This window comes from Streptomyces sp. NPDC101191 (assembly GCF_044767915.1).
Classification (GTDB): Bacteria; Actinomycetota; Actinomycetes; order Streptomycetales; family Streptomycetaceae; genus Streptomyces.
This window is the reverse complement of record NZ_JBIWOU010000008.1, coordinates 335,810-349,564: the sequence shown is the minus strand read 5'-3', so window position 1 is coordinate 349,564 and position 13,755 is coordinate 335,810. Positions and strand designations below refer to the sequence as shown.

Genomic DNA, 13,755 nt, shown 5'->3' with positions numbered 1-13,755 from the left:
GGGGACACGCCCAGATGTCGCCATCCACCGTCGTCGTCCTCGCCGACGACCTCACCAGCGCCGCCGACGGCGCCGCTCCCTTCCGCCGTTCCGGCCACCGCGCCCTGGTCCTCTTCGCCCCGGAGGCCCACGGGCCGGGCGTCACCGCCGTCGACCTCGGCACCCGTCTCCTTGCGGAGCCGGAGGCGGCCGCCCGGACGGGGGAGGCGGCCGAGGCGTACGCGGGTGCGGACCTCCTCGTCAAGACCGTCGACTCGACCCTGCGCGGCCATGTCGCCGCCGAACTGCGCGCCGCGCTCGCCGGGTCGGGCCGCCGCGCGGCGGTCCTCGCCCCGGCCTTCCCGACCGAGGGCCGTACGACGGTCGGCGGCGTCCAGTACGTGCGGGGCGTACGGGTCGACGCGAGCGAGTTCGCCCGTGACCCGGCCCACCCGGTCCGCACGGCCGACCTCACCGAGCTCCTGCCGGAGGCCGTCCTCGTCGAACCCGGGCACGCCGGGTCGGCGGACCTGCCCCGACTGGTGGACTCCGGCGGGGTGTTCGTCTGCTCGGCGGTCACGGAGGCGGATCTCGACGCCGTCGTGGCGGCCCTTCCGCGCCCCCAGGACGTCCTGTGGGTGGGGTCGCCGGGCCTGGCCGCCGCCCTCGCCCGCCGCCACACCCGCCGACCCGCCGACCCGCTTCCCGAACTCCCCGCCGTACGCCGTCCGCTGACCGTCGTCGGCAGCGCCAACCCGGCCAGCAGGCGCCAGCTCGCCGCGCTGCACGCGGAGTCCGGGAAGCGCGGCCCGCACGACACCGCGACCACCCCGCCGCCCCGGGCCTCCGTCCGCACCCTGCACACGCCCGACGAGCGGTCCGCCGACTCCAGCGGTCTGCTCGACCGGCTCGCCGGCGCCGCGGTCGAGATGATCAGGGAGCGGCGCGCCGACGGGCTGGTCCTCACCGGTGGGGAGACGGCCGCCGCCGTCCTCGTCGCCCTCGGCGCCACCGGCATCGAGCTGTACGACGAACCGGAGCCGGGCATCGCCCGGGGCACCCTCCACGGACCGACCGCGCCCCGCCTCCCGGTCCTGGTCAAGGCCGGCGGCTTCGGCGACGACGGCACCCTCGTCCGCCTCCACGCGGTCCTGACGGGCGCGAGCGCCGGGGAGGCGGAAGGCCCGGCCGCGGCCCGGGCCCCGGGGGAGGGCGGGCACTCCGGCGAGGCGAAGGATGCCCGGGCCCCGGGGCAGGGCGGGCACTCCGGCGGGGCGAAGGATGCCCGGGCCCCGGGGCAGGGCGGGTACTCCGGCGGGGCGAAGGATGCCCGAGGTGCGGGGGAGGGCGGGCACTCCGGTGAGGCGAAGGACGCCCGAGGGGCGGGTAAGGCCCGACCCGCCGGAGGCGCCCGACCGGCACGGGACGTCCGACCCGCGGGGGAGGCACGGTGACCCGCCCGCCCCGCCCCCTCGCCCTCACCATGGGCGACCCCCACGGCATCGGCCCCGAGATCACCGTGAAGGCCTGCGCCGACCCGCGCCGACCCGCCGCCGCTCCGCTCCTCGTCATCGGCGACCCGGGCGCCCTCGCCCGCGCCTGCCGCACCACCGGCACCCGGCTCCAGGTGCGCACCGTCCGGACCCCCGCTGGAGCCGGTCGCACCCCCGGCGTCCTCGACGTCCTCGCGGAAGGCCCGGCGCTGCCCGCGGACCTCGCTCTCGGGACCGTCGCCGCCCGGGCGGGCGCCGCCTCCTACGCGTACGTCCGCAAGGGTGTGGAGCTCGCCCTCGCCGGTGACGTGCGGGCCGTCGTCACGGCCCCGATCAACAAGGAGGCGCTGCGGCTCGCCGGGCTGCCGTTCCCCGGGCACACCGAGATCCTCGCCGAGCTCTCCCACACCGGGCGTTACGCGATGATGATGGCCAACGACGAGCTGCGGATCGTCCTCGTCACCGTCCACCAGTCCCTGCGCACCGCGATCGACGCCCTGACCGTCGCGCGCGAGCTGGACACCGTCCGGCTCACCCACGAGGCCCTGCGTTCGGCCGGGGGCGCCGGCCGCAGGCCCCGGATCGCCGTCGCCGGTCTCAACCCGCACGCCGGCGAGAACGGCCTCTTCGGCCGCGAGGACCTCGACGTCATCGCACCCGCCGTGCGTGCGGCCCGCGCCGAGGGCATCGACGCGAGCGGGCCCTGGCCCGCCGACACCGTCTTCATGCGGGCCAGGGCGGGCGAGTTCGACGCCGTCGTCGCCCAGTACCACGACCAGGGGCTGATCCCGGTGAAGTACCTGGGCCTGGAGCACGGCGTCAACATCACCCTCGGCCTGCCGTTCGTGCGCACCAGCGTCGACCACGGCACCGCCTTCGACCTCGCGGGCACCGGCACCGCCGACCACACCAGCCTGCTCACCGCCCTGCGCCACGCCACCGAGCTGGCCCCCCACGCGTAGGGCGGGTTCTTCGACCACGCCCTGGAAGGGACCCCCATGGACTTCGTCTTCATGCTCACCCGGGACGACCGGACCGTCACCGACTGCCTCCACGTCCTCGACTCGGTCCGCGAGCTCGGCATCACCCACATCGGCTTCGAGGACGTCGGTGTCGACGCCGTCACCCTGCGCCGGCTGCACGAGCAGATCAGGGCGCTCGGCGCGACCAGCCATCTGGAGGTCGTCGCCACCGGCCGCGACCAGGCGCTCGACTCCGTACGGGCGGCCGTCGACCTCGGCGTGGACTGGCTGATGGGCGGCACCTGGGTGGAGGAGACCCTCGCCCTGCTCGACGGGACACGGATCCGTTACCTGCCCTTCGTGGGCGAGCCCCAGGGGCATCCGACCCGCCTGGCCGGCGGCCCGGACCGTGTCGCGGCGGACTGCCGACGGGCCGAGGCCGCCGGCTGCGCGGGCGTCGACCTGCTCGCCCACCGCGCCACCGAGGCCGATCCCCTCGCCCTGGTCCGGGCGGCCCGCGCCGCGACGGCCGGCCGGCTCGTCGTCGCGGGCTCGCTCACCACCCAGGAGCAGATCCGGGCCCTCGCCGAGGCGGGCGCCGACGCCTTCACGGTGGGCTCGGCGGCCTTCGCGGGCGCGGTCCGCCCCGACGCGGGCACGCTCGCCGCCCAGCTCACGGCCGTACTGGAGGCGAGTGGCAGCAGGCCGTAGCGGCGGCCGGGACCGCGCGGCGGCGGTCGCAGCGCCGGCCCGCGGCCCGGGCTGCTGGCCGCAGCGGGCGGGCCCCCGGCCGCGAGGCGGCGGGCAGCGAGGGCGGGGCGGCGGTCGGGCGGAGCGGGGCAGCCCTCGGCCCCCCTTACCCTTGTCAGGTGACCAGCAGCAAAGACGGGACCGGAGCCGTGGCCGAGCAGGGCGTGACGCGAACCTACGAAGTACGCACCTACGGGTGCCAGATGAACGTCCACGACTCCGAGCGGCTCTCCGGCCTCCTGGAGGCGGCGGGTTACGTCAAGGCTCCCGCGGGCTCCAACGGCGACGCCGACGTGGTGGTCTTCAACACCTGCGCGGTCCGCGAGAACGCCGACAACAAGCTGTACGGCAACCTCGGCCACCTCGCGCCGATGAAGGCCGCCCGGCCCGGCATGCAGATCGCCGTCGGCGGCTGCCTGGCGCAGAAGGACCGCGACACCATCGTCAAGCGGGCCCCCTGGGTCGACGTGGTCTTCGGCACCCACAACATCGGCAAGCTGCCGGTGCTCCTGGAGCGCGCCCGCGTCCAGGAGGAGGCGCAGGTCGAGATCGCGGAGTCCCTGGAGGCGTTCCCGTCGACGCTGCCGACCCGCCGCGAGTCCGCCTATGCCGCGTGGGTCTCCATCTCCGTCGGCTGCAACAACACCTGCACCTTCTGCATCGTCCCGGCGCTGCGCGGCAAGGAGGAGGACCGCCGTCCCGGCGACATCCTCGCCGAGATCGAGGCGCTGGTCGGCGAGGGGGTCTCCGAGATCACCCTGCTCGGTCAGAACGTCAACGCGTACGGTTCCGACCTGGGCGACCGCGAGGCCTTCAGCAAGCTGCTGCGCGCCTGCGGGGAGATCGAGGGCCTGGAGCGGGTCCGCTTCACCTCGCCGCACCCGCGCGACTTCACGGACGACGTCATCGCCGCCATGGCCGAGACCCCGAACGTGATGCCGCAGCTGCACATGCCGCTGCAGTCCGGCTCGGACACGGTCCTGAAGGCGATGCGCCGCTCGTACCGGCAGGAGCGTTTCCTCGGGATCATCGAGAAGGTGCGCGCCGCGATCCCGCACGCCGCCATCTCCACCGACATCATCGTGGGATTCCCCGGCGAGACCGAGGAGGACTTCGAGCAGACCATGCACGTCGTCCGCGAGGCCCGCTTCGCGAACGCCTTCACCTTCCAGTACTCCAAGCGCCCCGGCACCCCCGCGGCCACCATGGAGAGGCAGATCCCCAAGGAGGTCGTGCAGGCGCGTTACGAGCGCCTCGTCGCCCTCCAGGAGGAGATCTCCTGGGAGGAGAACAAGAAGCAGGTCGGCCGCACCCTGGAAGTCATGGTCGCGGAAGGCGAGGGCCGCAAGGACGGCGAGACCCACCGCCTCTCCGGCCGCGCCCCCGACAACCGCCTCGTGCACTTCACCAAGCCGGACGAGGACGTGCGCCCGGGTGACGTCGTGACCGTCGAGATCACCTACGCCGCCCCGCACCACCTCCTCGCTGAGGGCCCGACCACCGCCGTCCGCCGCACCCGCGCGGGCGACGCCTGGGAGAAGCGCACCGCCGCGGCCGCCGCCAAGCCGGCCGGCGTGCTCCTCGGCCTGCCGAAGATCGGCGTCCCGGAGCCGCCTCCGGTCGCCGACGCACCGGCCTGCGGGAGCCACTGACACCGGGGCACGACCACCCGGGCTGCTGTACGACCCCGGCTGAGCCGCGGTACGACCACCCGGGCCGCTGTACGACCCCGGCTGAGCCGCGGAAGACCACCCGGGGCCGCTGTACGACCCCGACTGAGCTGCTGTACGACCACCCGAGCCGTATCCGCAGCCGTGGGCGTCCGGTCCCGGACCCCGGACGGGGACCGGCCCTTGGCGCGGTGGCGCAGTAGGCTGCGGATCATGCTTGTCGCCGCCGCCGTCTGCCCCTGCCCCCCGCTGCTCGTGCCCGCCGTCGCGGCCGGTGCCGCGTCCGAGCTCGCCGAGGCCCGTACGGCCTGCTCCGACGCGCTCGGCGTGCTCGCCGCGTCCCGCCCCGACCGGCTCGTCGTCATCGGCCCGGCGGCCGAGGGCGCCCGCGGCGTGTTCCCCGCCGGCTCGTCCGGTTCCTTCGCCGGATTCGGCGTCGACCTGACGGTACGGCTCGGCGACGGGCCCGGCGGCGACCGACCGCTGCCCGCCTCGCTCGCGGTCGCCGGCTGGCTCCTGGAGCACACCGACTGGGCCGACGCACCCATCGAGGGCCTCGGCGTCGGCGAGCCGCTGGAGGCCGCGCGCTGCGCGGCGACCGGCCGGGAGATCGCGGCGTCGGCGGAGCGGGTGGCGCTGTTGGTGATGGGCGACGGCAGTGCCTGCCGCACGCTGAAGGCGCCCGGCTATCTCGACGAGCGCGCCGAGGCCTTCGACGCGGAGGCCGCACGGGCGCTCGGCGCGGCGGACCGGGCGGCACTGCTCGCCCTGGACGAGCGGCTCGCGTACGAGCTGAAGGTGGCAGGCCGGGCCCCGTGGCAGGTGCTCGCGGGCGCCGCCGAGGGCGCGGACCTGGGGGGCCGGCTGCTCTACGAGGACGCCCCGTACGGCGTCGGCTACTTCGTCGCCGCCTGGAGCTAGCCGGGCGCGAACCGTTGTCGTGTCCCGCCCGTCGGGGTTCGCGCGCGACGGCGGGCGGAGGGCTCGCGACGGCGGGCGGAGAGAGCGCAGCGGCGGCGGACTCGCGACGGCGGGCGGAGAGAGCGCAACGGCGGACGGGCCCGGGGCGCCCCGCCCCCCGCCCCCCCCCCGGGGGGGGGGGGGGGGGGGGGGGGGGGGGGGGGGGGGGGGGGGGCGCCCCCCCGGGGGGCGGCGGGGGGGGGGCGCGGCCCCCCCCCCCCCCCCCCCCGTGGGGGAGGGCCAGGTCAGGCAGTCGGCGGCGGGGGCGGGGGCGGACCCTCGTCCTTGTGGGCGATCCGCCCGATGGCCTCCTTGGCCTTGCCGGTGCCGGACTCGATCTTGTCGCTGTACTTGCCCTTGGTCTTCTCGTCGACCACCTTGGCGGCCTTCTCCAGGCCGTGCTCCACCTTGCCGCCGTGCTCCTTGGCGAGGTCGGAGACCTTGTCCTTGGCCGGGGCGAGCTTGGCCTTCAGTGAATCCAGGAGACCCATGGGGTCACCCTCCCTCCGCCGGACCCGATCGGGTCCGGGCCGTTACGTGCGCATCCGTGCCGTCTAGCTACGGGCGCTCTCGCCGGCCTCGCGGTCCGCGGCCTCCTCCGCCGACTGCTGCTTGGGGATCTCGACGACCTCGGCCGGCGCCGCACCGGCGGCCTCCACCGCGGGGTCGCCGGCCTCCGAGGACGCGAGCACCTCGGAGGCGTCGGCGGCCGCCTCCGCCTCCTCCGTCACGGTCTCCGTCCCGGAGGCCTCTTCCTTGCTCTTCCGGCGAAAAAGTGCGAAAACGCCCATATCTGCTCCCTAGCGTACTCAGGGTCCTTATTCCGCAACAGGCAACGAAGGCCGGACGAAGGCCGTCACGTAGCTCATTCGGGGACGGGCCGTCGGGTTTGCGAGACTGGGGAAGTGAGAAGTGCAGCTCCCGCCCCGCGGGTCATCGCCGTCGTCGGTCCCACAGCGGCCGGAAAGTCCGATCTGGGCGTCTTCCTCGCCCAGCAGCTGGGCGGCGAGGTCGTCAACGCCGACTCGATGCAGCTCTACCGAGGGATGGACATCGGCACCGCCAAACTGACGGTGGAGGAGCGCGGCGGCGTCCCGCACCACCTCCTCGACATCTGGGACGTGACCGAGGCCGCCAGCGTCGCCGAGTACCAGCGCCTCGCCCGCGCCGAGATCGACCGGCTGCTCGCCGAGGGCCGCACCCCGGTCCTCGTCGGCGGCTCCGGCCTGTACGTGCGCGGGGCCCTCGACGTCATGGAGTTCCCCGGCACCGACCCGGGGCTCCGGGCCCGCCTGGAGGCCGAGCTGGAGGAGCGCGGCTCCGGCGTCCTGCACGCCCGCCTCGCCGCCGCCGACCCCGAGGCCGCCCGGGCGATCCTGCCGAGCAACGGCCGGCGCATCGTCCGCGCCCTTGAGGTCATCGAGATCACCGGCAAGCCCTTCACGGCGAACCTCCCCGGTCACGACTCCGTCTACGACACCGTGCAGATCGGCGTCGACGTCGCCCGCCCCGAGCTCGACGAGCGGATCGCCACCCGGGTCGACCGCATGTGGGAGGCGGGACTCGTCGACGAGGTCCGCACCCTGGAGGCGCAGGGCCTGCGCGAGGGGCGCACGGCGGCCCGCGCCCTCGGCTATCAGCAGGTGCTCGCGGCGCTCGCGGGGGAGTGCACCGAGGACGAGGCCCGCGCCGAGACGGTGCGCGCCACCAAGCGCTTCGCGCGCCGGCAGGACTCGTGGTTCCGCCGTGACCCCCGGGTCCACTGGCTCAGCGGCGCCGTCGAGGACCGCGGGGAACTCCCGGGGCGGGCGCTGGCGTTGCTCGAACGAGCGGTTACAGCCTGATCACGTGATGGCATCGGGACGTCATGCCCGTCATTCCGGGGGGCGGGAGCGTGCCATCATCGAGCATCGATCGACCAAGTGGAGTCCGAGTTGGGAGGGCGCGTGGCGATGGAGGCCGGCCCTCGCGACACAGAGCAGCAGTCCGCCGTCCGGGGTGAAATCCCCGGTGAGGCGCCCGGACTGACGCCGGACGGCCCGGACGAGGCCGAGGGCAGCGCCGTCGAGGTGGACGCTGCGGAGGTCGAGGTGGAACTGCGCCCGCAGCGCCGGCTGCGGATCTGGCAGCTCGCCCCGATCGTCGGGCTCGCCGCCGTCGGCTCCCTGATGTTCGCCTTCCCGCTCGCCTTCGGCTCGGGCGAGGGCGGTGCCGTCGTCGCCATGCTGGGCCTGCTGATCAGCTCCTGCGCGGCCGGCTGGGGCATGATGGCCGCCCGCCGGGTCGGCCACACCTGGCCCGGGCTGCCCGCCCGCGGCTCCGGCGAACGCCCGAACTGGCGCGTGCTCGCCCTGTACGTCTCCCTCAGCGCCCTCCTGGTCGCCCTCGCGGTCTGGCGCGTGGCCCGGCTGCGCTGAGCACGGCGGGACGCACCCACGGCCGGGGCGGGCCCCGGGCCACGGGCAGCGTGCGGGCGACCCCGGCCACGGACGGCGCGGGGCGGACTGCGGGCCACGGACGGTACGAGGCGGGCCCCGGGCCACGGGCAGCGTGCGGGGGACCCCGGCCACGGACGGCGCGGGGCGGACTGCGGGCCACGGACGGCGTGAGGCAGGCCCCGGGCGGTGTGAGCCGGGGACCGGCAGGGCGCGAAGCGGATCCGGGCGACGCAGGACGCAGGGCCCCGCGGCGTGGCGCGTGCGTCGGCCAGCGGGCGCGTACCGCTCCGTGGACCGTCGCGGCTCCCGTCGTACCCGCCCCGTACAGTTGATCCCGTGACCAGCGCGCAGACCTCGCCCCTCGCCTTCCTCAAGGGACACGGCACCGAGAACGACTTCGTGATCGTCCCCGACACGGAGAACGTCATCGACCTGTCCCCGGCCGCCGTCGCCCGGCTCTGCGACCGCCGGGCCGGCATCGGCGCCGACGGGGTCCTGCACGTCGTACGCAGCGCCGCCCACCCCGAGGCGCGGCCCATGGCCGACGAGGCCGAGTGGTTCATGGACTACCGCAACGCGGACGGCTCCGTCGCCGAGATGTGCGGCAACGGCGTCCGCGTCTTCGCCCGCTATCTGCAGCACGCCGGGCACGTCACCGCGGGCGAGGTGTCCGTCGCCACCCGAGGCGGCGTCAAGCGCGTCCACCTCGACAAGGACGGCTCCGTCACCGTGCGGATGGGCAAGGCCCTGCTCCCCGAGGCCGGGGTCACCGTCACGGTCGAGGGCCGCAGCTGGCCCGCCCGCAACGTGAACATGGGCAACCCGCACGCGGTCGCCTTCGTCGACGACCTCGCCCACGCCGGGACCCTGTACGACGAGCCGCCCTACGCGCCGGCCTCGGTCTACCCGGACGGCGTGAACATCGAGTTCGTCGCCGACCGCGGCCCCCGCCACGTCGCCATGCGCGTCCACGAGCGCGGCGCCGCCGAGACCCGCTCCTGCGGCACCGGCGCGTGTGCCGTCGCCGTCGCCACCGCCCGCCGGGACGGCACCGACCCGGCCGCGACCGGCACCCCCGTCACGTACACCGTCGACGTCCTCGGCGGGACGCTCATCATCACCGAGCACCCCGACGGCGAGATCGAGATGACCGGCCCGGCCGTGATCGTCGCCGAGGGAACCGTCGAGCCCTCCTGGCTCGACGCCTGACACGCGCGGAGATCCTCCGGTCCGCCGGAGGCGACGGAATCGAAACAGTCAACGACTGATTCGTCCCTCGAATGGGTGATCCGGTTCACGCTCGGCGAGAGCGGGACTGCGCCACGTGGTGGGGTCGGTAGCATCAAGCACCGGCCCGCCGGGCATGCCTGCCCGGCCCCACCGCCGGTCGACGCCGCCGGAGGTGCCCCATGAGCGCAGAGGCCACCAACCCCGTGAGCGATGCCGGGGCCACCGGCCCCGACGCTCCCGGCCGCAGACGATCCCGCCCGCGGATCGACCTGCGCCGGCTGGGTCGCGCCGCGCTGCTCGGGGCGACCGCCGGACCCGCCGTCCGCGACCGGCTGCCCGACGCGATCGGGCACGTCGGCGAAGCCCACCGCGCGCACCACCCCGACGCCGACCTGGCCGTGCTTCGCCGCGCGTACGTCCTCGCCGAGTCCTCGCACCGGGGCCAGTTCCGCAAGAGCGGCGAGCCGTACATCACGCACCCGCTCGCGGTCACCCTGATCCTCGCCGAACTCGGCGCGGAGACCACGACGTTGACCGCCGCGCTGCTCCACGACACCGTCGAGGACACCGAGGTGACCCTCGATCAGGTGCGGCGCGAGTTCGGCGACGAGGTCGCGTACCTCGTCGACGGCGTCACCAAACTGGAGAAGGTCGACTACGGCGCCGCCGCCGAGCCCGAGACCTTCCGCAAGATGCTCGTCGCCACCGGCAACGACGTCCGGGTCATGTCGATCAAGCTCGCCGACCGCCTCCACAACATGCGCACCCTCGGCGTGATGCGCCCCGAGAAGCAGGCCCGCATCGCCAAGGTCACCAGGGACGTCCTCATCCCGCTCGCCGAACGCCTCGGCGTCCAGGCCCTCAAGACCGAGCTGGAGGACCTGGTCTTCGCCATCCTCCATCCCGAGGAGTACGAGACCACCAGGGCCCTCATCGCGGACAACTCCGGTGCGGGCGACGCCCTCACCGCCGTCGCCGACCAGGTCGCCGCCGTCCTGCGCGAGGCGGACATCGGCGCCGAGGTCCTCGTCCGGCCCCGGCACTTCGTCTCCGTCCACCGCGTCCGCCTCAAGCGCGGCGAACTGCGCGGCAGCGACTTCGGCCGGCTCCTCGTCCTCGTCGCCGAGGACGCCGACTGCTACGCGGTCCTCGGTGAACTCCACACCTGCTTCACCCCGGTGATCTCCGAGTTCAAGGACTTCATCGCCGCCCCCAAGTTCAACCTCTACCAGTCGCTGCACACCGCCGTCGCCGCCCCCGACGGCGCCGTCGCCGAAGTCCTGATCCGCACCCACCGGATGCACAAGGTCGCCGAGGCCGGCGTCGTCGCCCTCGGCAACCCGTACGCGGCCGCGTCCCCCGACGGTGCCGAGGACGCCGAGCGCCCGGAGACCGCCCGAGGACCCGAGGACGGCGAACGCGTCGACCCCACCCGGCCCGGCTGGCTCTCCCGGCTGCTCGACTGGCAGCAGGCCACCCCCGACCCCGACACCTTCTGGACCTCGCTGCACGCCGACCTGGCCCAGGACCAGGAGATCACCGTCTTCCGCACCGACGGCGGCACCCTCGGTCTGCCCGGCGGGGCCAGCTGCGTCGACGCCGCCTACGCCCAGCACGGCGAGGCCGCCCACGGCTGTCTCGGGGCGCGGGTCAACGGCCGACTCGCGCCTCTCAGCACCGTGCTCCACGACGGGGACACCGTCCAGCTCCTGCTCGCCCAGGACGCCGCCTCCGGCCCCTCCCCGCAATGGCTCGCCCACGCCCGCACCCCCGCCGCCCGGATCGCCATCACCGGCTGGCTTCAGGCCCACCCCGAGGCCGTCGCCCCCGCCGCGGCCCCCCGCCCGCCCGCGAGCGTCACCGCCGACCGGCGCTCCGGGACGCGACTGCGCGCCGACCTGCCCGCCGGCCCGGGCGGCGCCGTACGCCCCGCCGGCTGCTGCACCCCGGTACCGCCCGACGAGATCACCGGTTTCGTCGTCCGCGGCGGCGCCGTCACCGTCCACCGCACCGGCTGTGCCTCCGCGGACACCATGCTCCGGCTCGGCCGGGACCCCGTCCCCGTCCACTGGGGCGACACCGCCGAATGCCGCGTCACCCTCGTCGCCGAGTCCTTCGGCCGGCCCCGCCTCCTCGCCGACCTCACCGAGGCCATCGCCGCGGAAGGCGTCGCCGTCGTCTCCGCGACCGTCGAACCCCCGAGCGAGCAGCGGGTCCGCCACACCTACACCCTCCAACTGCCCGACGCGGCCGGCCTGCCCGCCCTGATGCGCGCGATGCGGGACGTACCGGGGGTCTACGACGTGAGCCGGGCGAGGCACCCGGCGTCGCCGGAGCTCTGATCGGGGGCCCGGGATCCGAGGGGGGTCCGGGCTCTGGGGTCCGATGGGGGCCCGGGCTCTGGGGTCCGATGGGGGTCCGGCCCCGGGATCCGATGGCGATCCGGTCCCCCAGGACCCGATGGCGATCTCCGGGCCCCGGGATCCGGTGGCGATCCGGGCCCCGGGGCCCGGTGGCGATCCGGCCCCCAGGTCCCGATGGCGATCCGGCCCCCAGGTGCCGATGGCGCCGCCCGTCCCGGCGACGAGGGGCCCGGTGCCGATTTCCCCGGCGCGAACCCGGGGTCCGCGCATGCCCCCTTCGGGTGGCGGGCGCGCGCGCCGTCCAGGGCTGCGGCCCGGGCCCTGGTAGCGGTAGCCCATGCCGCTCCCCTCCCGTACGCCCCGTAAATCGACGGCACGCGCGCGCGTGCTGCGCTCCGCCGTGCTCGTCGCCCTCTCCTCGGGGCTCGTCGCCGCCACCCTGCCCGCGCCCGGCCCGCTGGGCATCGGGGACCCGCTCTTCCCCCACCTGGGCAATCCCGGCTACGACGTCCTGTCGTACGACATCGCCCTCACCTACCCCGGCCGCAACACCGAGCCGCTCGCCGGCGTCACCACCATCGAGGCGCTGGCCGCCGACGACCTGCAGAGGATCAACCTCGACTTCACCCACGGCACCGTCTCCGCCGTCAGCGTCGACGGCGAGCCGGCCACGTGGGCCAGCAGCGGCGAGGACCTGGTGATCACCCCGGCCGAGCCGGTCGACCGCGGCGAGACGGTCGAGATCACCGTCAGCCACACCAGCGACCCCCGCGGCCCCGCCGACTCCGGCGGCTGGGTCCGCACCGGGGACGGCCTCGCCATGGCCAACCAGGCCGACGCCGCCCACCGGGTCTTCCCCTCCAACGACCACCCCTCCGACAAGGCGTACTTCACCTTCCGGATCACCGCCCCCAGCACCCTCACCGCCGTCGCCAACGGACTGGCCTCGGGGCGCACCCGGGACGGCGCGACCACCACGTGGACGTACCGCACCGCCCACCCCATGGCGACCGAGCTGGCCCAGGTCTCCATCGGGAAGTCGACCGTCGTGCACCGCCAGGGTCCCCACGGCCTGCCCGTGAGGGACGTCGTCCGGACCGCCGACCGGGACCTCCTGGAGCCCTGGCTCCGGCGCACCCCCGGCCACCTGGAGTGGCTGGAGCGCCGGGTCGGCCCCTACCCCTTCGAGAACTACGGGGTGCTCATCGCCGACGCCGACACCGGCTTCGAGCTGGAGACCCAGACCCTCTCCCTCTTCGAGCGCGACCTCTTCACGGAGCCCGGCTACCCGGAGTGGTACGTCGACTCCGTCATGGTCCACGAGCTCGCCCACCAGTGGTTCGGCGACAGCGTCTCGCCCCGCGCCTGGTCCGACCTGTGGCTCAACGAGGGGCACGCGACCTGGTACGAGGCGCTGTACGCGGAGGAGAAGGGCGGGCCGAGCCTGGAGCGGCGCATGAAGGCCGCCTACGCCGCCTCCGACGCGTGGCGCGCCGCCGGCGGTCCGCCGGCCGCGCCGAAGCCGCCCGCCCCCGGCGAGAAGATCAGCCTCTTCCGCCCCGTCGTCTACGACGGGGCCGCGCTCGCGCTCTACGCCCTGCGGCACGAGATCGGCATGGAGGCCTTCGAGCGCCTGGAGCGCCGGTGGGTCGAGGACCACCGGGACGGCACCGCGACCACGGCCGACTTCACGGCGCTGGCGGCCGAGGTCTCCGGGCGCGATCTCACCCGCTTCTTCGCCGACTGGCTGTACGCCCGGAAGACCCCGCCCATGCCCGGGCACCCCGACTGGCGCAGCCGGGCGCCCCGGCGGGCGGCGGAGCCGGGGGCCGGCGGCGCGGCAGCCGGGCGGAGCGCCGTGAAACCGGGATGACGGGCCCGGTCCGGCCGTGTCACCATCGTCTGGTCGG

Annotated in this window: 12 protein-coding genes; 10 read left to right on the top strand and 2 right to left on the bottom strand. The window is 75.3% G+C overall.

Annotated elements, in window-relative coordinates; translation table 11 throughout:
* Window positions 1–14: 14 nt before the first annotated feature.
* The 5 genes from ACIRQF_RS29830 (at window position 15) to ACIRQF_RS29810 (ending at window position 5,775) form a co-directional block, all read left to right on the top strand.
* Window positions 15–1,433 (top strand): four-carbon acid sugar kinase family protein, encoded by a 1,419-nt coding sequence (locus ACIRQF_RS29830; protein WP_404096600.1) that lies wholly within the window; start codon window positions 15–17, stop codon window positions 1,431–1,433.
* A complete protein-coding gene (gene pdxA, locus ACIRQF_RS29825) occupies window positions 1,430–2,434 on the top strand; it encodes a 4-hydroxythreonine-4-phosphate dehydrogenase PdxA (RefSeq protein WP_404096598.1) in 1,005 nt (334 codons plus the stop codon). Before ACIRQF_RS29830 ends, pdxA begins: the two co-directional genes overlap by 4 nt.
* Window positions 2,435–2,470: 36 nt before the next feature.
* Window positions 2,471–3,145, top strand: a complete 675-nt coding sequence (locus tag ACIRQF_RS29820) for a hypothetical protein (RefSeq protein WP_404096596.1) — start codon at window positions 2,471–2,473, stop codon at window positions 3,143–3,145.
* Between the two features lie 158 nt (window positions 3,146–3,303).
* Window positions 3,304–4,836 carry a tRNA (N6-isopentenyl adenosine(37)-C2)-methylthiotransferase MiaB gene (miaB, locus tag ACIRQF_RS29815; RefSeq protein ID WP_404096593.1) on the top strand — a complete coding sequence of 511 codons (1,533 nt, stop codon included), beginning with the start codon at window positions 3,304–3,306 and terminating at the stop codon, window positions 4,834–4,836.
* Window positions 4,837–5,067: 231 nt separating this feature from the next.
* The gene (locus ACIRQF_RS29810) at window positions 5,068–5,775 is read left to right on the top strand and encodes a class III extradiol dioxygenase subunit B-like domain-containing protein (RefSeq protein ID WP_376628554.1); all 708 of its coding nucleotides are present in this window, start codon (window positions 5,068–5,070) and stop codon (window positions 5,773–5,775) included.
* 284 nt (window positions 5,776–6,059) lie between these two features.
* On the opposite strand, the gene ACIRQF_RS29805 is transcribed toward ACIRQF_RS29810, so the two are convergent.
* Window positions 6,060–6,305, bottom strand: a complete 246-nt coding sequence (locus ACIRQF_RS29805; protein ID WP_376628555.1) for an antitoxin — start codon at window positions 6,303–6,305, stop codon at window positions 6,060–6,062.
* A 63-nt stretch (window positions 6,306–6,368) separates the two neighbouring features.
* Window positions 6,369–6,605, bottom strand: a complete 237-nt coding sequence (locus ACIRQF_RS29800; protein WP_404096590.1) for a gliding motility protein — start codon at window positions 6,603–6,605, stop codon at window positions 6,369–6,371.
* A 114-nt stretch (window positions 6,606–6,719) separates the two neighbouring features.
* Here ACIRQF_RS29800 and miaA point away from each other — a divergent pair, with 114 nt between their 5' ends.
* The 5 genes from miaA (at window position 6,720) to ACIRQF_RS29775 (ending at window position 13,718) form a co-directional block, all read left to right on the top strand.
* Window positions 6,720–7,658: a tRNA (adenosine(37)-N6)-dimethylallyltransferase MiaA gene (gene miaA / locus ACIRQF_RS29795; protein WP_404096587.1), complete on the top strand. Its 939-nt coding sequence runs from the start codon at window positions 6,720–6,722 to the stop codon at window positions 7,656–7,658.
* A gap of 108 nt (window positions 7,659–7,766) precedes the next feature.
* On the top strand, window positions 7,767–8,231 hold the full coding sequence (locus tag ACIRQF_RS29790; protein ID WP_376629176.1) for a hypothetical protein: 465 nt from the start codon (window positions 7,767–7,769) through the stop codon (window positions 8,229–8,231).
* Between the two features lie 357 nt (window positions 8,232–8,588).
* A complete protein-coding gene (gene dapF, locus ACIRQF_RS29785) occupies window positions 8,589–9,461 on the top strand; it encodes a diaminopimelate epimerase (protein ID WP_404096585.1) in 873 nt (290 codons plus the stop codon).
* A 200-nt stretch (window positions 9,462–9,661) separates the two neighbouring features.
* The gene (locus tag ACIRQF_RS29780) at window positions 9,662–11,824 is read left to right on the top strand and encodes a RelA/SpoT family protein (RefSeq protein ID WP_404096583.1); all 2,163 of its coding nucleotides are present in this window, start codon (window positions 9,662–9,664) and stop codon (window positions 11,822–11,824) included.
* Window positions 11,825–12,182: 358 nt separating this feature from the next.
* Window positions 12,183–13,718 carry a M1 family metallopeptidase gene (locus ACIRQF_RS29775; RefSeq protein WP_404096580.1) on the top strand — a complete coding sequence of 512 codons (1,536 nt, stop codon included), beginning with the start codon at window positions 12,183–12,185 and terminating at the stop codon, window positions 13,716–13,718.
* The last annotated feature ends 37 nt before the right edge of the window (window positions 13,719–13,755 follow it).

Coding starts and splice junctions, on each gene's coding strand:
- ACIRQF_RS29830 (WP_404096600.1), top strand. CDS start 15: ATGTCGCCATCCACCGTCGTCGTCCTCGCCGACGACCTCACCAGCGCC.
- ACIRQF_RS29820 (WP_404096596.1), top strand. CDS start 2,471: ATGGACTTCGTCTTCATGCTCACCCGGGACGACCGGACCGTCACCGAC.
- ACIRQF_RS29810 (WP_376628554.1), top strand. CDS start 5,068: ATGCTTGTCGCCGCCGCCGTCTGCCCCTGCCCCCCGCTGCTCGTGCCC.
- ACIRQF_RS29805 (WP_376628555.1), bottom strand. CDS start 6,305: ATGGGTCTCCTGGATTCACTGAAGGCCAAGCTCGCCCCGGCCAAGGAC.
- ACIRQF_RS29800 (WP_404096590.1), bottom strand. CDS start 6,605: ATGGGCGTTTTCGCACTTTTTCGCCGGAAGAGCAAGGAAGAGGCCTCC.
- ACIRQF_RS29790 (WP_376629176.1), top strand. CDS start 7,767: ATGGAGGCCGGCCCTCGCGACACAGAGCAGCAGTCCGCCGTCCGGGGT.
- ACIRQF_RS29780 (WP_404096583.1), top strand. CDS start 9,662: ATGAGCGCAGAGGCCACCAACCCCGTGAGCGATGCCGGGGCCACCGGC.
- ACIRQF_RS29775 (WP_404096580.1), top strand. CDS start 12,183: ATGCCGCTCCCCTCCCGTACGCCCCGTAAATCGACGGCACGCGCGCGC.